Annotated in this window: 26 protein-coding genes; 25 read left to right on the top strand and 1 reads right to left on the bottom strand. The window is 69.7% G+C overall.

From position 1 onward, the window contains the following. The first annotated feature begins 112 nt into the window (after positions 1-112). The 22 genes from IE239_RS10165 to IE239_RS10060 all read left to right on the top strand — a co-directional run bounded on the left by IE239_RS10165 (position 113) and on the right by IE239_RS10060 (position 17,193). Entirely contained in the window at positions 113-466 is a 354-nt protein-coding gene (locus IE239_RS10165) for a hypothetical protein (protein ID WP_229878022.1), read from the top strand. A gap of 285 nt (positions 467-751) precedes the next feature. Continuing rightward, the gene (locus IE239_RS10160) at positions 752-1,051 is read left to right on the top strand and encodes a helix-turn-helix domain-containing protein (RefSeq protein WP_190148958.1); all 300 of its coding nucleotides are present in this window, start codon (positions 752-754) and stop codon (positions 1,049-1,051) included. A gap of 206 nt (positions 1,052-1,257) precedes the next feature. After that, positions 1,258-1,584 carry a hypothetical protein gene (locus tag IE239_RS10155; RefSeq protein WP_190148957.1) on the top strand — a complete coding sequence of 109 codons (327 nt, stop codon included), beginning with the start codon at positions 1,258-1,260 and terminating at the stop codon, positions 1,582-1,584. 108 nt (positions 1,585-1,692) lie between these two features. Next, positions 1,693-1,878: a DUF5999 family protein gene (locus IE239_RS10150; RefSeq protein ID WP_190148956.1), complete on the top strand. Its 186-nt coding sequence runs from the start codon at positions 1,693-1,695 to the stop codon at positions 1,876-1,878. 32 nt (positions 1,879-1,910) lie between these two features. After that, positions 1,911-2,513 (top strand): hypothetical protein, encoded by a 603-nt coding sequence (locus IE239_RS10145; protein ID WP_190148955.1) that lies wholly within the window; start codon positions 1,911-1,913, stop codon positions 2,511-2,513. A 171-nt stretch (positions 2,514-2,684) separates the two neighbouring features. Continuing rightward, complete coding sequence (locus tag IE239_RS10140; RefSeq protein WP_190148954.1) at positions 2,685-4,508, top strand: glycoside hydrolase family 15 protein; 1,824 nt, start codon at positions 2,685-2,687, stop codon at positions 4,506-4,508. Further along, positions 4,505-4,999 (top strand): hypothetical protein, encoded by a 495-nt coding sequence (locus IE239_RS10135; RefSeq protein ID WP_190148953.1) that lies wholly within the window; start codon positions 4,505-4,507, stop codon positions 4,997-4,999. Before IE239_RS10140 ends, IE239_RS10135 begins: the two co-directional genes overlap by 4 nt. Beyond that, positions 4,981-6,315 carry a histidine kinase gene (locus IE239_RS10130; RefSeq protein ID WP_190148952.1) on the top strand — a complete coding sequence of 445 codons (1,335 nt, stop codon included), beginning with the start codon at positions 4,981-4,983 and terminating at the stop codon, positions 6,313-6,315. Before IE239_RS10135 ends, IE239_RS10130 begins: the two co-directional genes overlap by 19 nt. Continuing rightward, complete coding sequence (locus tag IE239_RS10125; RefSeq protein WP_006379036.1) at positions 6,308-6,745, top strand: roadblock/LC7 domain-containing protein; 438 nt, start codon at positions 6,308-6,310, stop codon at positions 6,743-6,745. Before IE239_RS10130 ends, IE239_RS10125 begins: the two co-directional genes overlap by 8 nt. A 26-nt stretch (positions 6,746-6,771) precedes the next feature. Further along, positions 6,772-7,098 (top strand): DUF742 domain-containing protein, encoded by a 327-nt coding sequence (locus IE239_RS10120; RefSeq protein ID WP_006378932.1) that lies wholly within the window; start codon positions 6,772-6,774, stop codon positions 7,096-7,098. After that, positions 7,079-7,678, top strand: a complete 600-nt coding sequence (locus tag IE239_RS10115) for a GTP-binding protein (RefSeq protein ID WP_060880087.1) — start codon at positions 7,079-7,081, stop codon at positions 7,676-7,678. Before IE239_RS10120 ends, IE239_RS10115 begins: the two co-directional genes overlap by 20 nt. Further along, positions 7,675-8,925, top strand: coding sequence for a cytochrome P450 family protein (locus IE239_RS10110; RefSeq protein WP_190148951.1), 1,251 nt, complete (start codon positions 7,675-7,677; stop codon positions 8,923-8,925). Before IE239_RS10115 ends, IE239_RS10110 begins: the two co-directional genes overlap by 4 nt. Then, positions 8,922-10,157, top strand: coding sequence for a cytochrome P450 family protein (locus tag IE239_RS10105; protein WP_190148950.1), 1,236 nt, complete (start codon positions 8,922-8,924; stop codon positions 10,155-10,157). Before IE239_RS10110 ends, IE239_RS10105 begins: the two co-directional genes overlap by 4 nt. 105 nt (positions 10,158-10,262) lie before the next feature. Further along, positions 10,263-10,754 carry a LuxR C-terminal-related transcriptional regulator gene (locus IE239_RS10100; RefSeq protein WP_190148949.1) on the top strand — a complete coding sequence of 164 codons (492 nt, stop codon included), beginning with the start codon at positions 10,263-10,265 and terminating at the stop codon, positions 10,752-10,754. Then, the gene (locus IE239_RS10095; RefSeq protein WP_024127139.1) at positions 10,751-11,389 is read left to right on the top strand and encodes a hypothetical protein; all 639 of its coding nucleotides are present in this window, start codon (positions 10,751-10,753) and stop codon (positions 11,387-11,389) included. Before IE239_RS10100 ends, IE239_RS10095 begins: the two co-directional genes overlap by 4 nt. Before the next feature lie 95 nt (positions 11,390-11,484). Then, positions 11,485-11,940: a hypothetical protein gene (locus tag IE239_RS10090; RefSeq protein ID WP_024127140.1), complete on the top strand. Its 456-nt coding sequence runs from the start codon at positions 11,485-11,487 to the stop codon at positions 11,938-11,940. A 152-nt stretch (positions 11,941-12,092) separates the two neighbouring features. Next, positions 12,093-12,617 carry a hypothetical protein gene (locus IE239_RS10085; protein WP_229878000.1) on the top strand — a complete coding sequence of 175 codons (525 nt, stop codon included), beginning with the start codon at positions 12,093-12,095 and terminating at the stop codon, positions 12,615-12,617. 256 nt (positions 12,618-12,873) lie between these two features. Beyond that, positions 12,874-13,563 (top strand): DUF6624 domain-containing protein, encoded by a 690-nt coding sequence (locus IE239_RS10080; protein ID WP_308435386.1) that lies wholly within the window; start codon positions 12,874-12,876, stop codon positions 13,561-13,563. Then, positions 13,560-14,489 carry an endonuclease/exonuclease/phosphatase family protein gene (locus IE239_RS10075; RefSeq protein ID WP_190148947.1) on the top strand — a complete coding sequence of 310 codons (930 nt, stop codon included), beginning with the start codon at positions 13,560-13,562 and terminating at the stop codon, positions 14,487-14,489. The genes IE239_RS10080 and IE239_RS10075 overlap by 4 nt, the downstream gene beginning before the upstream one ends. Next, positions 14,486-15,322 carry an endonuclease/exonuclease/phosphatase family protein gene (locus IE239_RS10070; protein ID WP_190148946.1) on the top strand — a complete coding sequence of 279 codons (837 nt, stop codon included), beginning with the start codon at positions 14,486-14,488 and terminating at the stop codon, positions 15,320-15,322. Before IE239_RS10075 ends, IE239_RS10070 begins: the two co-directional genes overlap by 4 nt. Before the next feature lie 54 nt (positions 15,323-15,376). Further along, positions 15,377-16,270, top strand: a complete 894-nt coding sequence (locus IE239_RS10065) for an endonuclease/exonuclease/phosphatase family protein (protein ID WP_190148945.1) — start codon at positions 15,377-15,379, stop codon at positions 16,268-16,270. A 26-nt stretch (positions 16,271-16,296) separates the two neighbouring features. Beyond that, the gene (locus IE239_RS10060; protein ID WP_190148944.1) at positions 16,297-17,193 is read left to right on the top strand and encodes an exonuclease/endonuclease/phosphatase family protein; all 897 of its coding nucleotides are present in this window, start codon (positions 16,297-16,299) and stop codon (positions 17,191-17,193) included. Positions 17,194-17,253: 60 nt separating this feature from the next. Here IE239_RS10060 and IE239_RS10055 read toward each other — a convergent pair whose 3' ends face one another. Then, positions 17,254-18,564 (bottom strand): NsdA family TPR-like regulatory protein, encoded by a 1,311-nt coding sequence (locus tag IE239_RS10055; protein WP_229877999.1) that lies wholly within the window; start codon positions 18,562-18,564, stop codon positions 17,254-17,256. Between the two features lie 404 nt (positions 18,565-18,968). Here IE239_RS10055 and IE239_RS10050 point away from each other — a divergent pair, with 404 nt between their 5' ends. The 3 genes from IE239_RS10050 to folE are packed head-to-tail and all read left to right on the top strand — an operon-like array spanning position 18,969 to position 20,800. Beyond that, complete coding sequence (locus IE239_RS10050; protein WP_190148943.1) at positions 18,969-19,379, top strand: 6-pyruvoyl trahydropterin synthase family protein; 411 nt, start codon at positions 18,969-18,971, stop codon at positions 19,377-19,379. Then, the gene (locus IE239_RS10045; protein WP_190148942.1) at positions 19,376-20,122 is read left to right on the top strand and encodes a 7-carboxy-7-deazaguanine synthase QueE; all 747 of its coding nucleotides are present in this window, start codon (positions 19,376-19,378) and stop codon (positions 20,120-20,122) included. The genes IE239_RS10050 and IE239_RS10045 overlap by 4 nt, the downstream gene beginning before the upstream one ends. 51 nt (positions 20,123-20,173) lie before the next feature. After that, the gene (folE, locus tag IE239_RS10040; protein ID WP_190148941.1) at positions 20,174-20,800 is read left to right on the top strand and encodes a GTP cyclohydrolase I; all 627 of its coding nucleotides are present in this window, start codon (positions 20,174-20,176) and stop codon (positions 20,798-20,800) included. Positions 20,801-20,826: the final 26 nt, after the last annotated feature.

The following is a 20,826-nucleotide window of genomic DNA, read 5'->3' as shown; positions in this document are numbered from 1 at the left end:
CGTCTGGAGAGCAGTTCACATGAACTTACGGAGTCACCACCTGTGGCATGTCGCGATCGGTGAACCGCCGCCGGGTGCGCTCCCGCGAGCCCACGACACTGTGCGTGTGGGAATGGCTCTGGGGCTGCCCGCAATCGACGCCCTCGTGGCCGACGGCACGGGGGTTGGCCCGCTGAAGTACTGCCTCGGCCACCAAAGCCTTCTGGTGCCGGTGGAGGCCGGCACATTCCACCGGTGGGGGGCCGCCCACTCCGACTGCGTGCCCGGTACCAGGACCGGGCGGTGGGTCTGCGACGGGTACGGCGGCCGCGGCTGTACGGGCCTGTGGGTGACCCGGCCGGAGCCGGTAGCTGTGTCCACCACCCCGGCGGCTGCGCTGCACGAGGCGCTCAGCCGTACCAGGGACCGCATGCGGGCGCCGCGCGGAACGCCCGTCCCGCAGCGCCGGGAAGTCTGCCGTGCCTAGTCCTTGGCGGCCACGCCGACGGGCCTGGTGCCCCAACTGCCAATGCCTGCGCGCGCTCACCTTCGCCCTCGTGCTGGTCACGATCGCCTACGCCGGATCCACGCCGAGGCTGCGGTGACCAGCACCGGACTGATCATCATCAGTCTGATCGTCGGAGCCATGGCCGTCCTCGTCGTCCGAGGACAGAGAACGAGCCGGCAGCCCCGGCCGGGGCCTACCGACACCCGGTCATCTGTGCCACGCGACCAGTCCTGAACCGCTCGGCCACACCACGCAAGGACGATCATGTTTGACCTCCTCTCGCCGCCCACCGAAGTGCCCCAGGCACCTGCCGGGATCGTGTTGGGCGTGTACCTGCGCGGTCTGCGTGAGGCGAAGAGCACCACGCTGCAGGACGCGGCCCGCGTAGCGGGGGCGTCGGTCTCGGCTGTCAGCCGGTGGGAGCGCGCCGAGTACCCCATCCCACTCGGCGCATTGAGGACGCTGCTGCGCCACTTCGGCGTGACGGGGAAGCACGCCGACTACCTGGCGGTCCCCTCCCGCAACGGTCGCCTTGGTGCTTGGCCCACGGGGAGGTTGTCGTGATCACTCTCGTCCCGCCGATTCTCGGCGCCCTGTTCGGTGGCGACGTTCGCGCAGCCAGCTCGAACGGCCGACGGCCTGCGTCTCGGCTGTTTCGCCTCGGGCGGCCCCTACGTAGCGGCGGCGACATCGTTGTAGCCCTGATCGACCAGGTGCTGGGAGATCCCTCCCAACCTCTTCCCCGTTGCCAGGGCGAGGTCGACCAGATAGTGGCCGTATTCCGTGAGCATCTGCCGGCGCTGGCGCTGGCAGCGGGCGGGCCGCGTCGGCTCGCGCTCCTCGCCAGCGCCGCCCCGACCGACTACATGGGCTCGCGGGTGCACCTGATCCTGCTGGCCGAAACCGCACAACACCTCATAGCGCAGTGCGCAGTCGACCACCCCACGAGCGGGGCGCGCGCCGCCGCACGGCAGTACACCCCCGTGAACGCCGTACGCCAGCGCCCGCCCTCGGGCTCCGAGTCCTATCCCGAAGGCACCCGGTGCCACCCCGTCACCGCAGCCTCCGGAAGACCGGAGCGAGGCGCAGGGCCGTAGTGCTGCTGCCTCCCGGCTGCCGTGGTGAGTGCTCCCCCACGGCAGCCGGTCCCTCTGCCGGATAGCCAATCGCTCCTCCCCCAATGCCGATTCTTCCGAGGACTCACCATGTGCCAGCACAAGCCCACCTGTCCCTCCGCCGAGGCCGCGGACCGCGAGGCCGCCGTCGTGGTCGCGGCCCACCCGGAACAGGGCTGGTTGTGCAACGGTGTCCTCCTCTTCGAAGACACCGGCGAGATCCTTCCCAACGGCAAGATCGTCGCTCCGCACCGGTTGACGAGCGCCGCAGCATGAACAGGACCCAGCACGAACAAGGGGGTCTTCCGGTGCCGTACATCGCCGCGTGGAGCGGGGAAAATCACCGGACTCCCGCCGTGGTACGTCACCCGAGCGGGCGAGGTATCGGCTTCGCGGGCGAGATGCCTTACGACCGCGACGCGGACGGGGTGCTGTGGGTCAGGCAGTCCATCGCCCCCGGATCGGGCCGAGCGCTGTTCCCGAAGGTCCACGTGCTTCGCCTACGGCGTGCGGTGAGCCGGATGCTGTGCCAAGTCTGCGGCGCCGACACCCTGGAGCAGGATCCGGAGCGGCAACTCTTCGTTCTCAAGCAAGTCGGTCAGCCGGTGGCTGAGGGGGAGCTGACCACCGCTGCCCCAGTCTGCCCACCGTGTGCGCTCATCGCGGTCAAGCACTGCCCGCACCTGCGCGAACACGTGGCCGCCTGGGTCGAACGGCCGCTGGCCTGGGGTGTCGCCGGCATCCTCTACGACCCGCGGACATTGCTCATGGTCCCTGGGAAGGACGTCGTCAAGGTCTCCTACGAAGACCCCGCACTCCCCTGGCTGCTGGCGAGCCGTCAAGTGCTGTCGCTCCAGGGCTGCACCGCCGTCGATCTGAAAGGCCTTCGAGTGAAGGCTGTGGCTCGATGAACTCAGCGCTGCCGGCCGCGGCCGCTCGAAGCCGGCCCCGCCCTCCGTGCCTTCAGGTTTGTCGTTCGCGCGGGTCGTGGCGCTGAGCGAGCCCCTCCCGTACCCGCCCCTGTTCCCCACCTTGCCTCGCAAGACCTCGGGAGCACCCGCACCTATCGAGACGGATATTCCATGGCTGGGCGTATCGAGGACTACGCACTCATCGGAGACATGCAGACGGCCGCCCTGATCTGCCGGGACGGCAGCATCGACTGGCTCTGCTTGCCGCGCTTCGACTCCTCCTCTGTTTTCACCCGCCTCCTGGGAACCGGGGATCACGGCTACTGGCAGATCGGCCCCGCCCGCCCCGACGGCGCCCAGGCCCCGCATGCGGACCGACGCGGCTACCGCGGCGACTCACTCATCCTCGAATCCGAGTGGGACACCCCGACCGGCAGCATCCGCGTCATTGACCTCATGCCTCCCCGTGACGGCCACAGCCCGCAGCTCATCCGGATCGTCGAAGGGATCAGCGGCACGGTTGAGGTCGAATCCGCCTGGTGCCCGCGCTTCGGATACGGAAAGCACCGGCCCTGGATCTACGAACATCAGGGCCGCACCGTTGCCGTCGACGGGCCGGACGCCCTCTGGCTGGACGCCACGGTGGACACTGTCCAAAAGGAAGACGCCCTGGTCAGCCGGTTCACCGTCACCGCGGGCGACACGGCGACGTTTGCCCTCAGCTGGCACTCCTCCCACCACCACGCGACACCGGAAATCCCAGACACCTGGGCTGCGTTGGAGGCCACCGAAGAGTTCTGGCTGGAGTGGGTGGCGCGGTGCACCTACGACGGCCCGTACCGTGATGCGGTCGTCCGCTCCTTGGTCGCGCTTAAGGCCATGACGTACGCGCCGACCGGCGCGATCGTCGCCGCCGTGACCACCTCTCTTCCCGAGACGATCGGCGGCGTACGCAACTGGGACTACCGCTACACCTGGCTCCGCGACGCCTCGATCACCCTGTCCGCCCTGCTGCGCACCGGCTACCGCCAGGAGGCCGAAGCATGGCGGCAGTGGCTCCAGCGGGCCGTGGCCGGCAACCCTGACGACATTCAGATCATGTACTCGATCCTGGGCGAGCGGAATCTGCCCGAGCGGGAATTGCCTTGGCTGCCCGGGTACGAGGGCTCCACGCCGGTTCGAGTAGGCAACGACGCTGCCGACCAACTCCAGCTCGATGTTCCCGGCGAGGTCATCGACACGCTGTATCTGGCCCATGTGCACGGCATCGCCCGGTGCGAGCGCACCGCGACCCTGCACCTCGGGCTCGTCGACTACCTCAAGCGGCGCTGGCAGGAGCCGGACGACGGCATCTGGGAAGTGCGCGGCGGACGACGCCACTTCGTGCACTCCAAGATCATGGCCTGGGTCGCGGTCGACCGCACGGTTCGCCTGGTGGAGGCCGGCGTCCTCGATGCCGACCTGGCCGAGCTGGCCGAGCTCCGCGACACCATCCACGCCGAGGTGTGCCAACGGGGCTACGACTCCGAGCGGAACACGTTCACCCAGTCCTATGGGTCCACCGAATTGGACGCGGCCCTGCTGCTGCTCCCGCGCACCGGGTTCCTCCCGCCGGACGACCCGCGGGTTATCGGCACGGTCGCCGCGGTGCGCCGCGAGCTCTCGACGGACGACGGCCTGGTCCACCGCTATCCGACCGACGGCAACCAGGTGGGGTTCGACGGCCTTGCCGGTGACGAGGGGAGCTTCCTGCTCTGCTCCTTCTGGATGGTCGACGCCCTCGCGCTCACCGGCCAGCCGGAGGAGGCCCGGGCCCTGTTCGAGCGGCTGCTCGCACTGTGCAATGACGTCGGCCTGCTCGCCGAGGAGTACGACGTGGCGTCCGGCCGGCAGCTGGGGAATTTCCCCCAGGCGTTCTCGATGATCGGCCTGATCGAGAGTGCCGTCCTGATGAGCGAGCTGGAGCGGGCGGCGATGCCGATGATCGCCGCGTGAGCACGGTGCCCGCGATCGCGGACCTCTTCCCGGCCACGATCACCGCCGGCGCCCCGGTCGCTGTCGAGATCGGCCGTGACTGTGACACAGCGGCGATGCCCGAGCTGGCGGCACGCCGGATTCTCTCCCTGCTGGGTCACATCAACCCGCACCCGGTGGGCGCCGCGGTGGCCCGCGGGAACGAGTGGGTGCTGATCCTGCCGCCCCAGTCCGGCCGCGGTATGTGCTGGCCGTGGCCGGTGGACCACCGCGACAGCGGAGTTCTTGCCGTGCCGCCGCTGAGCTCCGGCCCGACCGAGGATCTCCACTGGGCCCGCCTCGGCAACAACGAGGGCCGCGTCTACTCCGCGCCCCTGCCGCTGTATGCGGTCCTCCCGCTGCTCACAGCACTTCGGCCGCAGCCCGAAGCGCGCCGCTTCGGCCTTGCTCCCGACCATTCACTGTCGACCCCCACTTCGCGCGAGGACCTCTCATGCTCGATTCGCTGGTGACCGCGACCGCACTGCTCGGTGGCGGATTCGCCACCACGTCGGTGGGGCTCATAGTGCAGGCTCGGAGAAAGCGGGCCCTGGCCGCCAGGGTCAAACCCCTGGAAGCGCAGCGGGATTCCGCGCTCGCCTACGCCGGCGCGGTGGAGGCGGAATCGAAGTATTTCGCTGAGGTGCGGATGCCCGCGTTGGTGGACGCCCTCGCCCGCGGACACCGTGGCGTGCCGGTGCCCGGACTCAGCCAGGAGCGTCTCGCCGGCAGTCCCATCGACCACGGGCATCAGACCGTGATGGGGCTGCTCCAGGAGGCCCTCACTGTCACGCGCGATCAGATCGGGCTCTCCGCGCGGTCCTCAGTGCGGGACATCATCGACGAGGCGCAGACGCATCTGCACCGCTGCCAGCTGAACGTCGTCGAGGAGATGGACCGCTACCCCCAGGGCACGACGTACCACCAGAGCCTGATGGGCTTCGACCACCTGGTCACCCAGGCCCTCCACACGCTCCAACGCACGCGCATCCTGGCCGGTTCGTGGCCCGGTCTGCAGCGGGCGGACTGCACCTTCGGCGAAGTCGTCGAATCCGCGCGGGGCCGGATCAACGCCTATCTGCGGGTGAGCTACACCTACGAGCCCGGCAGCGGCGAGACGTGGCTCGAAGGCCGTGTCGTCGAGCCGGTCACGGTGGCGCTCACGGAGCTGCTGTCCAACGCCACCGCGTACTCCGACGGCAAGGTCTTCGTCGAGGTGCAGGCGTTCCAGACGGGCTTCTGCATCGTCGTCGACGACGGCGGCCTGAACATGAACGCCTATCAGCGTGAGGAGGCCGCCCGGCAGTTGTCGCGGCACACCGTGCTGGATGTGACGGCTCTGCAGGACACGCGCCAGCTCGGATTCGCCGTCATCGGCCGCCTCGCCGGCGAGTACGGCTTCGCCGCCGATGTCACCAGTACGTCTCCGTACGGCGGCGTGCGGGCCGTCCTTCGCATCCCGCGGGAACTCTTCGGACACGGTCCGACCGCAGAGGAAACCCAGGCGGAGCGCCGAGCAGCGGCCTCTCGGACCCCAGGGCACGCCTCGGCCCCACCGACCGAGGCTCCCGCGGAAGGTGACCAGGCCGACCGACGGGGTGAGCCGTCGGACGGCAGTGTCTTGCCGCAGCGGCGCAGGCGCTCCCCCCGACCCACGGCCCCCGTAGTCACCGGTGCGCCAGCGCCTGCGGAGGACCCCGAGGCGTTCACGCAGGGCTTTGCCCACCTGGCGGAGACCATCCGCGACCACGAGTCCAGCCCCACCGAAGGAGAGCAGTTCCGTGCCTGACCAGCAGCCCACCGCCGACACCCACGACATGTCCTGGGTCCTCAACCGTCTCGCGGAGGAGAAGGGCGTTCTGCACGCCGTCCTCTTCAGCTCCGACGGCATGGTCCTGGCCCACTCGGACGGCGTCCACCGCGATGTGGCCGACCGCGCCGGGGCCAGCTCCTCGAGCATCTTCTCCCTCGGCCGCTCCATCGCCGAACTCGCCGAAGCGAACGAGGACGAGGACACCCCCCGCAAGGTCATCATCGACCTGCCGAACCGCTGCATCCTCGTCTTCGGTGCCGGGCACAACACCGCGCTGGCCGTATCCGTCGCCGCGGAGATGACCGCGCCCGAAGTGGCCGTCGCCTCCGGGGCGACGATCAAGGCCATCAAGGGCCTGGCTCCCGCGCTGTCCGCCCGGGAGCGGACAGCGTACGGAACGTCGTGACCCCCCGCGGCCGGCGGCGCGCCGGGATGGTGCGGCCCTACACCCCGACCGGGGGAAGGGCCGCGCCCACCCGCCGCACGCTGGACCTGGCCACTCTCCTGATCGCCGACCCGGACAAGCCGCTGCACGGCCTGGACGCCCACTCCCGCCGGCTGATGCAGCACTGCCTGCCCGGAGTGCTGTCGCTGGCCGAGGTCAGCGCCGACCTGCAACTCCCGGCCGCTGTGACGAAGGTGCTGGTCTCCTCCCTCGTCGACAGCAGCCACCTCGTCAGCCGTGACCCCGTACCCGCCGCTCAGCAGCACGACAGACAGCTGCTGGAGAGGATCCGCGATGCGCTCATCAACCTCTGAGGGCAACTACCTGGCGCCCGGTGTCAGCCACTCGGTGAAGATCGTCGTGCTCGGCCCCTTCGCCGTCGGCAAGACCACGTTCGTCGGTGCGGTCTCCGAGATCAGGCCCACGTCAACCGAAGAACGGATGACGAAGGCCGGCGAGATCGTCGACACACTGCGGGGGTTGTCGGACAAGAACACCACCACGGTCGCGCTCGACTTCGGCCGCCTGACTCTGACCGACGACATCGTGCTCTACATGTTCGGCGGCCCCGGTCAGCCGCGGTTCGACTACATGATCGACGAGCTGATGCAGGGCGCCCTCGGCGGCGTCGTCCTGGTCGACACGGCGCGCATCACCGAGTCCTGGGACGCCATGGGGCGCATGGAAGAAGCCGATCTGCCCTACGTCGTCGCGGTCAACACCTTCGCGGCCTCCCCCCACTACAGCGAAGCCGAACTGCGCAAGGCCCTGGACCTCCACCCGTCCACGCCCCTCGTCGAGTGCGACGTACGGGAAAAGAGCTCGGCGAAGTCTCCGCTGATAGCACTCGTCTCCCACCTGCTGTCCCGTCCCAGCCTGGAGCCCGCCTCATGACCACGCCGCCCCCGCTCTCCGCGAGCGGCTGCCCCATGCTGCACGGGGCCGCCTTCGCCGCCCAGCCCCAAGCCACCTACGACCAACTGCGCAGCCAGGGACCCGTCGGCTGGGCCGAGATCGCCCCCACCGTCCACGCCCTGGTCGTCACACAGCACCGCGCCGCCGTCACCCTCCTGAACGACACGCGCACGTACTCCAAGGACTCCCGCCGCTGGGCAGCCCTGGCCAACGGCGAAGTTCCGGGCGACAGCCCCGTCCTGGGCATGATGGCCTGGCGTCCCTCGGTCCTCTACACCGACGACCAGGAGCACGCCCGCCTGCGCTGGGCGATGGACGACTGCATCGCCCGCATCAGCCCCCACTGGCTCAGGGAGATCACCCAACGCAGCGCCCTGACTCTGATCGCCCGGATCATCGGGGACGGCCAGGCCGACATCATGAGCGACTTCGCCGACATCCTCCCCATGCTGGTGTTCGCTGAACTCCTCGGATGCCCGCCCGAGAAGTCCACCCGCATGGTGCGCGCGTGCCAGGACCTCATCAGCGCCGGCCCCGAAGCGGCCCAGGGCGCAGCCGACTTCGCAGGACTCCTGTACGAGCTCATCCAGATTCGCCGCGCCCAGCCCGGCCAGGACCTCACCTCCTGGATGATCAACCATGCCGCCGCCCTGACGGACGAGGAAGCACTCAACCAGCTGTTCTGTGCCGTCGGCGCCGGCATCATCCCCGCCGCCGCGTGCACCGCCTGGACCCTTCACCTGCTCCTGCGCGACGACGACTACGCCGGCAACCTCGCCGCCGGAACTCTCACCGTGCGCCGCGCCCTGGAGAAGGCACTGTGGCAACGCCCGCCGATGGCGAACTTCTCCGTCCACTTCGCCCGCCACGACACCTACCTCCACGGGGCGTACGTGCAGGCAGGGACCCCTGTTCTCATCTCCCACGCGGCAGCGAACACCGACCCGGCGCTCCCCGACGACCTCGGGTACGACAACCGCAGCCACCTCGCCTGGTCGGCGGGCCCGCACCGCTGCCCCGCGATCTCCCAGGCGACCACGATCGTCCAGACCGGTGTCGAGACCGTTTTGGACCAGCTCTGGGACATGGAGCTGATCTCCACCGACCCGGAACCCCTCCTGCGGCACGGCCCTTTCCACCAGTGCCCGCAGACGATGCCCGTCAGGTTCCGGCCCAAGTCGCAAGACCGTCTTCCCACCGCCGCTCTCGCAGGAGGTTCCTCGTGACCAGCACCCCCGCCCGGACCGCGACCGTGACACTCGACAGCAGTGGCGGCCGCCGCCTGTTCGCCCAGGCCGACGAGCTCCGGGCGGCCGGCCCGGCCGTCCGGGTCCGTATGCCGGAAGATGTCCCCGCCTGGTCGGTCACCCGCGGAGACGTCGCCAAGCGGCTCCTGACCCATCCCGATGTCTCCAAGGACGCCCGCAAGTCCTGGCCCTCCCACACCCCGGGTTCCATACCGTGGCTCTACGCCTGGGTCGACGTGGTCAGCATGTTCACCTCCGACGGCGACGACCACAAACGCCTGCGCCAACTGGTCAGCCGCGCCTTCACCCCCGGGCGGGTCGAAGCGATGCGCCCGGTCCTCCAGGCCATCGTCACCGACCTCCTCGACACCCTGGCCCACCAGGACCAGACCGCGCCCGTCGATCTGCGCACCCACTTCTCCTACCGGGTGCCCACGCGCCTGATCTGCGACCTCTTCGGAGTTCCCGCCGATCAGCGCCCCGAGATGCTCCGCGTCATCGACTCCGTCCTCGCCACCGACGTCACCGCGGAGCAGGCCGAAGCGACCAAGCACGACCTCTACCAGGCCATGCAGACACTCATCGACGTCAAACGGGCCACCCCCGGCGAGGACATGACCAGCCTGCTGCTGGCCGCCCATGAGGAAGACGGTGACCGGCTCAGCCACATCGAGCTGATCTCGACCCTGATCCTGATGATCGGGGCGGGCAGCGAGACCGCCGTCGCCCTCATCAACGCCGCCGTACGCGAGCTCCTCAACCACCCGGACCAGCTGGCGACCGTTCTGGCCGACCCCCGGCGCTGGCGCGACGTCATCGAGGAAGCCCTCCGCCTCCACCCGCCGATCATGCACCTGCCCCTGCGCTACGCCACCAAGGACATCGACCTCGGCGAGGGCGTCATCATCAAGGAAGGCGACGCCATCCTGATCGGCTTCGGCGCCCACGGCCGCGACCCGGGCGTCCACGACGATCCCGAGGCCTTCCGCATCGACCGGGACGACAAGGACCACATGGCCTTCGGCCACGGCATCCACTACTGCCTGGGTGCCCCGCTGGCCAAGCTCGAAGCCGAAGTAGCGCTCCCGGCCCTGTTCGAGCGGTTCCCCCAGATCGCCCTGGCCTGCAAGGTCGAGGACCTCGAGCCGCAGCGCTCCTTCATCGGCACCGACGTCACCGCGCTGCCCGTCGTGCTGCACGCCTCGGCGTAGAAGCGGCGCCGCTACCGCTTCGGCGGAGACAGTGCTTGCCGTCCCCGCCGGCGCACCTCCACCACCCCGCGTTCGTCACACAACATCGCCGACCCAGGACTCCACATGACCACCGCCCTGCCCGCCACGACCCTCACTGCTGACCAGCGGCGCGTCGCCGCGCGACTCGTCTACGGCGTGTCCAACAAGGCGATCGCCAGCCAGGTCTGCCTGTCCGTGGATGGCGTGGCCAGCCACCTCGGTGCGGCCCGCAAGAAGATGGGCTGCCCGGGATCTTCGCGCGCCGTCCTCGTCCACACCCTTCTCGCCGCCCGGGAGGTTCCCCCACCGGCCGGCAGCGGGACGGTTCCGGCGTTCACCAAGCACGAAGTGACGGTCATACGGGCCATCGCCAAGCACACCCTCAACGCCGACATCGGGAATGCCATCGGTGTGCCGGCCGACGACGTGCGCGCCGAAATCGACGCCACCGTGGACAAAGGGAACGCCCGCAACGCAACCCACCTGGTCGGGCTGGCACACACGTGGGGCATTCTCGGCACCTCGGACACTCAGCCCGAGACCGAAGCAACGGCTACGGCGGAGCCCGCCCGATGAGCGCCCAGGGCAGCTTCCATGACGGCGACCGGCGACAATCTCCGACGGGCCGTAGGCCCACGGCGCCCGTATACGAGGTGCTGCCGATCAACACCGACGCCGCTCGCGCTGAAGCCGCGGCCCTGGCCACAGACCGCGCCCACCTGCTCGCTGGACAGGGCATAACCGTCTCCGCCGATCGCGCCAATGCCCTTCTCCGGGAAGCCGGCGCCCTTGGGTTCTACGAGGGCGGCATCCTCGTCGGCGCTCTTGTCCTGCACAGAGATCCGGATATGCGGCACTGGGGCGCCGACGGCCGCGATCCGGGACTTCTGGTCTCCCTTGACCCGGTGACGGCCGGGTCGAGCCAGGTCGGACGGATGATGACCCTGTGGCTTGCCGATTACGCGGCCAACAGCCAGCTGATGTGGATCTGGTGCGATGTTCCGTGCCAGCCCGGAGCCGCCGATGAGGCAGCCCAGTGGTTACTGAAGTACCTGTGCGACCTCGGGTGGGAGACCCGATCGCCGACCAGTCGGAGTCCGACCGGTGAACGCGTCGTCCGTCTGCGGCTGCGCGCCCACGCCAGACCCGCGCTGACAGAGGCGATCTCCGATCCGCACGCAGTCGGGCCCCCGGCGGTGAAGGCGCTATGACGGCGCTTCACCTCGTCCGCCCAAACCCGCTCCGAGAACCTCCACGCGCTGTCGCTGCTGCGCTCCTGCAGCCCCGATCCCACAAGGACACATTGATGCGCTTGACGTCCTCCCCGTACGAATCCCCGTCCCTCACCTTGCCGCCGTGGGTACCGCCGCCTGGCGGCCTACGTACCTGGGGGTGCGGCGAGCACTTCGACGCCGTACGGCTCCCGGCAACCCTCGCACCTCCGCTGATCGCCTTACTACAGGCCGCCGGTGGGCACGGGCCGGTGCTCGCCGACCCCTACAGCGGCAGCTGGCACATCCTCCTCGACCCCGACACCGTCCGCCCCGGGCCGTGGGCCCGTCACGGGATACGCCTTCTGCGGCCCGGCACCCGCCTCACGATCCCCGCCGCACAAGTCACCGCCGGCACCGACCTGCACTGGCACACCCCGCCCGGCGCCGGCTACACCCACGCCGAGCTGCTCAACGGCGCGCTCACCGCTCCGTCCGGCCTCACCAGCACCCCGCGCCGCGCCGCCCCGCGCCCCAGGGCCAGCCGGTGACCAACAACGCCTCCATAGGCGCACCCGGCACCCTCCTCGGGCCTGCGCCAAGCCCTCATTCCGCCGGAAGCTCCGTGCACCCCACCACACCTCCGTACCTGATCCGTCACCTGGACGGACGTACCGAATACGAAGTGCTCAGCGCCCAGGTCATGACTTGGCGCCGAGAGCGCGAGCTGCCCGCGGAGAGCGCCCGGCCGATACTCGATTCCTTGCGCGACGAGCGCGAGATGGCCGTCCTTGTAGACACCGACGACAACGCCTTCGTCGCCTGCCTCCAACTCGATCGGACCGCTCTGGCCGCGCCGCCGTGGACGGACTCCGACACCGCTCAGCCGACACTGGCGTTGTCCTGCGCCGCTGCCGCCCCAGGCGTCGGCTACAGGATCGGCTGGCTCCTGACGATCTGGGCCCGCCATTACGCCGCCCTGTGTGACTACACCCGGGTGGCGTGCACGGTCCCTCTTCGCCACCACCGCGATTCCGCCGGCGAGCGCCTCATCGGTCATCTGGTGGACGAGTGCGGGTGGAACCGTCACCGGTCGGCGGGCCCGCCCGACGGACTGGTCGTCCTGCTGACCGCAGATGCGTGCCGCGCGGACAGTCTCGACGCCTTCATCACCACGGAGATCCCCGTACTTCCCGCAGTGTCCGCGGAGAAGGAGCCCGCTTCATGAGCAAGGTGACCCTGCCGGACAGGCCGAAAGAGGGTCGGGCACTGCGGCGGCACGGCGGGGCCGTCCACTCCAGAGGGGGCGGTGCCGTGAAGACCCGGTTCTTCCTGAGCGGTGACCTCTGGCTACGGGTGTCGCTGCAGCTGACACGTCTTCTGCTCACGGTCCGCGTGCCGCCCCCGGGCTTCCGCGACATAGGGCCCTTCGCCAGCTTCAACACCCCCTCATCCCCCACCATGGCTCCGCTTGCGCGGGCTCAGTGCCGCCACGGGCAGACTGGCTCCACAAAGCGCGGTCGTTGGTCGGCAGGACCCTCCAGGCCGGTGACACCGTGAGCGAGCCGTACGAGTCGAGCCCGAGTCACGCCGCGTTCGCTGCCGAACTGCTGAGCCGCGTGGAAATCACCAGAGAGCAGTGGCGCACGCCCGGGCCGGAACGAGTCCGCATGGCAGCAGATGCCCTCGCGGCCACCCAGAAGGCGCAGCAGGACAACGCCGTGGCGCTGCACCGCATCGTGGAGAGTCTCAGGCAGTGGCCGGGGCGCCGGACGGTGGGCCAGAACGCGTGCCAGGCGGCCGTGAGTATCGCGGTCCACTGCGACCACGATCCGGCTTTTCAACAGAGGCTTCTGCGACTGCTCCAAGTGGCCGTAACAGCGGGTGAAGCCACTCGTGCCCAGCTGGCTCACCTGCACGACCGCTGCCTCGTCAACGCCAGGCAGCCCCAGCTGTACGGCACCCAGCACTGGTACCGCACTGATGGACAACTCCAGCCGCACCCGATCGCCGACCTCGCGCAGCTCGACACCCGAAGGGCCGGCGCTGACCTGCCCCCCTACGCCGAGCAGGCCCGGCACCTCCGCGAGCGCCACGGGCCGCTCGGCTCCTTATCGACCACCGCTACAGCGGACCCCATCCCCTTCTCCTTGCCCGAGAGGTGCGCGGCATGAACGAATCGATCACCGTCCTGAACTGGAACCTGGAGAAGGGCATCAACCTCGAGGCGGGCGCCCGCTGGGTCCAGGAGCAGCGCCCTGACATCTTCTTCCAACAGGAAGTCCAACCGGACCAGCTCGCCCGGGTGTCAGAACTCCTGGACATGGACGGCCATATCGCTGTCCCGCGACCCGGCAGCTCCAACGACAACGCGATCTTCGTCCGCCGCGATGGACCGCTGGTGTGCACGGAGGAATACCCGCAGGCATGGGCACCCTGGCACGCTCCCGCGAACATCGCCGTCCGCCTCCGCGACGCTGACGGCACCCTCAGCCCCCGGCAGATTAGCGCCGTCAGCATGCACACCTGCTACTGGTCGCCCGAGCACCGCCTGACCGAGTCCCGCTGGTGCACCACTCTCGCCAAACCCGGCTGGCTGGCCATGATCTTCGGCGACTGGAACAGCTACCGCGTCGGCACGGACATCCGCTGGGACGACTACACCGACCACGCCTTCGTCGCCAACCGCACCCACGAGTACGACGGCCGGCGGCACACAGACGTGCGCCCCGACCGTGAACTGCTGGCGGCCGGCTACGTCGAGATGGCACGCCACGCCGCCGAGCACCTCGATCAGCCCGAGGCCCTGGCCCCCAGCTCCGGCTACCGCGACCACCCCGGCCGGCCGAAAGGCCCCAGGTACTGCATCGACCGCGGATACCTCAGCGCGGAACTCGGCCCAGCCCTGACCAGCTTCACCGTCTGCGACAGCCCTGAATTGCGCCGGCTGTCCGACCATGTGCCTCTGCGTGCCGAGTTCGACTTCGCGCAGATGCGCACCATCCTGCACCGGTCTGCAGCGATGTATCAGCCGCACGACAACCGGCACGCCGCGTCGGTCCGCGGCCACCAGCCGGCGGCTGCCGGCGGTGCGGCATGACCATCACCGTGCGGCTGGGTACGTACAACCTGCTCAACGGCGGCGGTGAACGCTGGCGCGCCCAGGCGGAGTTCCTGCGGGCGCAGAACCTGGACGTCCTGTGCCTGCAGGAGGCGAAGAGGTGGGACGAGGGCGGCTACGCCCGCATGCTCGGCTTCGCCGACCTTCTCGGAATGCAGGCCCAGTTCGCCCCCTCCAACAGTCACAGCTGTCACCTGGTCACCCTCTACCGATGGCCACGCGTGCGGTGTACGGCGTTCCACCCGGATGTCGCAGAAGGCACCTTCCACCACGTCGTCTCGCGGGCCCACCTCACCGTGGATGGCCGCGAACTCACCGTACTCAACACTCACCTGGCGCCCTTCAGCGGCAGCAGCCGCTCCCGCGAAGCCGACTGGCTGACCGAGTACGGCGCCGCCGGCCGGCGCGTCGTCCTGGCCGGAGACCTGAACGTCCAAGGTGTCGTCGACGAGGAGCTGGAGGACTGGGGAGTCATTCCGGCCGAACTGCACTCCCGCCACCGGTCGCAACTGGCCGACGGCAGCTACGGCGGCAGTGACCGCCTGGCGATGGCCAAGCTCGTGCACGCAGGCTTCATCGATCCTGTCGCGGCGCTCGGCATCCCGGTGCCACGCACGGCCGGCTACTGGAGCGACGCCGAGCGGTGGGACCACCGCTCGGATCACATCCTCCTCGCGCCGGACCTCGCTCCCGCCCTCACCGGGTGCGAGGTCCCCGATACCGAGGAAGCCCGGGGCCTGAGCGACCACCTGCCGTTCATCGTCACGCTCGAACTGCCCCAGGCGGATGCAGCTCTCACCCCCGACCGGTGAACCGCGCCGCCGCGCCCGTCCACCGTCGAGACCGTCAGCAAGGAGAACCCACACGTGACCGATGAACTGCGCGTCGTCTGTTGGAACATCGAGCACAACGGCCGCGGCCCGAGCGGAGGCGACGACCACCGCGACCTGGCCCGCGACATCCTCGCCGACATCGAACCGCACATCGTGCTGCGCCAGGAGCTGACCGGCGCGTGGGACCGGGGGAAGGCCGACCTGTACGCCGAGGCCAACCGGCTCGGCGGCCTCACGCCGTTTATGGCCGCGCCACGCGAGGGGCGCAGCCGCAACCCCGTCGGCGTGATGGTCGATCCCGCCCTGTTCCTCGTCGACGGCGAGTTCGAGCACGACCTGGCGTGGAAGCCGATCTGCAATCCCCGTGTCCGCCTCAAGGGGTGTCCGAAGTCACTGGATCTGGCGTCGGCCCACCTGTGCCACTTCGACCCGGACATGCGCGCGACCGAGGCGAGGAGGCTCACCACGCTCGCCGACCACGGCCGGAGCGCCCTCGTCGGGATGGACGCCAACAGCTACCCGCACCAGACGGCACTGGAGTCCGTGGCGCTCCCGGACTGGGACAAAGTCGCGGACCGCGTCCACTACCAGCACCGCACCATCGAGCGTGACGGCCGCCGCGTCTCGGACACCCGGCCGGATGAGATCCTCTCCGGCGGCGATCCGGTCTTCACCGATCTCGGCCTGCACGCCGCCACCACCCTCGGCCGGCCCGGCGCGCTCGCGGCGACGGCGAGTCTGAAGCGCACCGACCAGGGGGCGGCTCAGCGCATCGACCGCATGTACTGCACCCCCGATCTCGCCCCGGCCCTCCTCGCCTTCGATGTCCTGGCGACCGACGAGGTGCGGGAGGTGTCCGACCACGCCCTGCTCGTCGCGCGGTTCGACCTCAACGTCCTCCGCCAGGTCCTCACGCCTGCCCGCTGACACTTCTATCTCTGGGGGAAATCTCCATGCTCATCAACGCGGCGATCTGCAACTTCGAGAACAACGGCGGCGGCGACCGCGCACTGTGGCAGCGGATGCACGACAAGTTGGCGTCGCTCGACCTGCATCTGCTCCTGCGGCAGGAGGTGTGGAACGCGCAGGACGACGGCAACGCGCTCGCAGACGCGGCCGAAGCCGTGCTCGGCATGGCCGGACTGATCGGCCCCGAGTGCTGCACCGCCCTCTACCACGACACCAACCTCTTCACCCCCGCCGGCGAGTTCCCGAAGACCGGCCCGATGTGGGTGCTCCCGCCGACCGTGCGCAGCCTGCAGCTCGCTGGCACAGCCCCTGGCGCGGTCCCGTTGATCGTTGGCTCATACCACCTCAACTACGGTTCCACCACCACGCGCCTGTCGGAGGCCGAGCGGCTGACCCAGTGGAACGACAGATGGGTCAAGGTCGACGGTCGGCGCGTCCACTACCCGGCGCTGCTCGGCGGCGACAACAACAGCTACCCCGTGCCCGGCACCCCGGGGGATCCGGCCCTGCCCGTCCTGGGAGAGATCCCCGACGAGCCCCACAGGGCGCACCGCTCCTACGTCGGGCTGGACGGCGTGCGCCGGATGGACGACCGACCGGACGACACCCTGCGCACCGCCGGCCTCCAGGACGTCGCCCGCCACCTCGCCACCACCGCGGGCAACACCACCGCGGTCGCGCCGACGGTCGACGCCTACGACACACACGGGCCGGACTCGCGCATCGACAGGATCTACGCCAGCAAGGAGCTCCTGCCCGCCGTGTGCGAGGTCGAGGTCATCGACATGAAGGGCCTGTCCGACCACCACACGGTCGTGGTGCGCCTGGACCGGGACACGCTCACCGACATCCTCAACAACCCGCTCACCCGGGCGGCGTGACCGATGTCCACAACCCGAGCCCCGCACTCACCGATGCGCCCCATCTGGCGTGTTGGAGGGCTAGGCCGCTGTTCCGTCGGCTCGGATCGGGGCCGGGAGGGTGCGCAGGCGTTCGGTCAGCTCGGTAGCCGAGCTGACCGCCGAGGCATCGAGCAGTCGTCCCAGTCGCGTCAGGCGGTCGCGGGCGGTCGCCCGGAGCCGTGGCGGCGGGATCAGATCGAGTACGCCCAGAGCGCGGGTGGCTGCCTGGTCCGGAGCGTCGCGGGCCTCCGCAAGCGCAAGGACGAGGGTGGCGGCCACCCACCCTGGTGTCTCGGCAGGCGCGGCGTCGATGGATTCAAGAGCGACGGCGGCGGCCCGGTCGAAGCGTTCGAGGGTGAGGTGAGCCTCGGCGACGTGAAGGCGGTGCTCGGCGCGGTCGTATCCGAAACGCCCGGGCAGTTCAACGCCCGTGCGCATGATCTCGTCGCTCTCGTAGACGACGTCGTCTGCCTCCGCGGTCCGGCCTGTGGCAGCAAGCGCAGGCAGCAGAGCCCACCCCAGGAGCTGGGCGCGCCGCAGGCCTTCGGGCGCATGCTGGAGTCCGTACTCGGCGTGTCCTCGAGCGTGCTCCCAGTCCTCACGTGCGGTAGCGACCATGGCCAGCGCCCCGCTGGCCCAGGCGGTGAGCGCCGGCTCGTGGGTGGACTCGCCGAGCGCGCCGGCCAGAGTGAGATGGGTGCGGGATCCGGCGCGGTCGCCCAGGTGATAGGCCAGGTTGCCGAGAAGCGCCGACAGCCAACCGACCTGCCTACGAAGGCCCTCCGCGATCTCGCGGTCCGCTCCCGCCACCGCGGTGGAGAGCAAGTTGCGCGTCTCGCGGACCTCTTCCAGCAGGACGGCCGGCGGATGCTTGCTGTAGTTGAGGGCGTAGTGCTCCACGGCCGCCTCGGCCAGGGCAACGAGGGCGAGGGAGCCGTCCGGCGCCTCCAAGACGGCCCACTGCACGGATTCGCGGATAGCAGGCAGCCCACTGGCGGTCGTCATGGATCCCCTTCGACTGGTGTTCGTCTCCTCGCGCTGGAACTGACCGTAGTGGAGCGGGGGCGGGGACGCGCACGTGCTGCACCACAGGCAGCGTGTCTCCAGGGCGAGCTGGTCGGGACGTGCCCCATACGCTCGCGAGATCATCAGCCGGTACTCGTCTCCGGGCTCCTCCTGCCCGTGCTCGTACCGGCACAGCGTGGCCGGCGTCAGCCCTGGCGGCAGCAGCCCATCGGACCGGTAGACGGCGGCGACCTCGCGGATCGCCTGGGGCCGCGACCATCCCAGAGCGAGGCGCCACGCCTCCAGGGCTGTCAGCTCTGGCAACGCCGTCCGGAGGATGGTCACGATCCGTTCCTGGGTGTGCCCGTCCCGTTGACATTGAGCACGAATCCGGGATGCCTCCCGCTGGATCTCCGCACGCCGACCTCGGGTAACTCCGCCCACTGCCCGGCCCTCCGCCGCTCGGCCAAATCCCTGAGCCGTCCAGGCCGACGAGGCCCCCGGACGCACATTGCGCAGACCCGTCAATGTTCCTACAGAACACCGGCAATGACGGCTAGTCAGTCGCGAATGCATCGTGATGAGCAGCGTCTACCGCGCTCTGAACCGCACCTTGGTCCGCCCGTCTGCTCTGGTCTTGGAACGAGGTGCGAGCGTCCAAGCCGCCAGGGATCGCCGCCAGCGGCCGACCCGATGCGCATCCCTGTGGCGGCCATGGCCGCCTCGTCATCGACTCTCGAAGGAAGATCATGGATTTGAGTTCCGTTCAGCTGCCGCCCGGGGCCTTCACCATCGGCAAGAAGTTCGGATTCGAGGCCGGCCACCGCCTTCTCGGGCTGGCGCCCGAGCACAAGTGCGCCCGCCAGCACGGCCACAGCTACGAGGTCGAGGTCCTCCTGACCGCCCCCACCCTGGAGGGGCCCGGCTTCGTGACGGACTTCGGCGCGCTCGCCCCGTTCAAGGAGTTCCTGGCCGCCGAGCTGGACCACCGCAACCTGCACGAGATCCTCCCCTTCGAGCCGACCTCGGAGCGCCTGGCTCAGTTCCTGGCCGGCTGGGCCATCCAGAACCTCCAGCCCAAGATCCCCGGCCGCCTGGTCGCCGTCCTGGTACGCGAGACGGCGAGCAGCTGGGCTCGCTTCGACGTGGAGGAGCGGTGACCACCTTCGAGCCGATCGACATCGACCCGGCGGCAAGCGACGCCGCACTCCGGCTGATCGTCGCGGAGTGCTTCGGCGTCAAGGTGCCGACCTTCCAGGGAGAGGGCCCGAGCTGCGGGCACCCCGCCCTGTTCATCCGCCTGTCCCGATGCAACCTCAGCTGCACCAAGTGCGACACGAAGTACACGTGGGACTGGGACCACTTCGACCCCCGCAAGGAGTCGACGAAGCAGACGGCGGCGGACCTCGTGGCCTGGGTCACGTCCTCACCGGTGGAGCTGATCGTGATCACCGGTGGGGAGCCGCTGCTCCAGCAGGCCCGCCTGGTGCCGCTCGTCCAGGGACTGCTGGCCGCCGGGAAGCGGGTGGAGTTCGAGACGAACGGCACCATCGCGCCCGTCCCGGAGCTGGTGGTCGACGGGGTCCGCTTCAACGTGTCGCCCAAGATCGCCAGTTTCGGCATGGACGAAGCCAAGAGCGTGGTGCCCACCGTGCTCGAGGCGTTCGCAGTGTCCGGGCGAGCGACGTTCAAGTTCGTCGCCTCCTCGGTGGCCGACCTCGACCGCATCGCCGAGCTCGCCGATTCGCACCGGCTGACGCCGGTGTGGGTGATGCCCGAGGGCACCACCGCAGACGAGATCACCGCCACGACCCGGGTCCTCGCTGACGCGGTCGCGGCCCGGCACTGGTACTTCACCACCCGGCTGCACGTGTTGGCCTTCACGGACGCGCGAGGCCGCTGATCTCCCGCCCCTGCCACTTCGTTCCCCTGCCCCCGGAAGCGAGAGAAGCCCATGACGACGTCAGTCACCGGCCCTGAGGCGGCCCTGAGTGCCGCCGTACCCGCACCCGCCCGGTCCGCGCCGGGCATCGACACCAACCGCGTCGCCGGCCTGATCGCCCAGCTCCTGGTCGAGCTGGGCGAGGATCCCACCCGGGACGGGCTGACCGGCACCCCGGGCCGCGTCGCGGCCTGGTGGAAGGCGTTCCTGTCCCCCGACGGCGCCGCAGTGGACACCTGCTTCACCGAATCCCAGCTGAGCGGCCAGCTGGTCATCGTGGGCGGCATGAACGTCTGGTCGCTGTGTGAGCACCACATGCTGCCCATGAGCCTGGAGGTCACCGCCGGATATGTACCGGACGGTGAGGTGCTGGGCCTGTCCAAATTCGGGCGGATCGCACAGCGCTTCGCTGGTCGGCTCCAGGTCCAGGAACGCTTCACCCGCCAACTCTTCGGATACCTCACCGACGTGATCGGGCGCGAGGACGTCGCCGTCCGCGTACGCGGTACGCACCTGTGCATGAGCATGCGGGGCGTGCGGATGGATGCCGCCCGCACCACCACGTTGCAGGTGGGCGGCCGGTTCAAAAGCGACCCGGTGCTCTCCCAGCAGTTCCTCACCCTCGCCGCCGCCCCGTGACGCGCTCCCAGGTACCGGCAGGCGAG

The sequence above is a fragment of the Streptomyces humidus genome (assembly GCF_014649655.1).
Lineage (GTDB): Bacteria > Actinomycetota > Actinomycetes > Streptomycetales > Streptomycetaceae > Streptomyces > Streptomyces humidus.
Note: the sequence above shows the minus strand (reverse complement) of the source record. Positions and strands in the feature narration are given on the sequence as shown.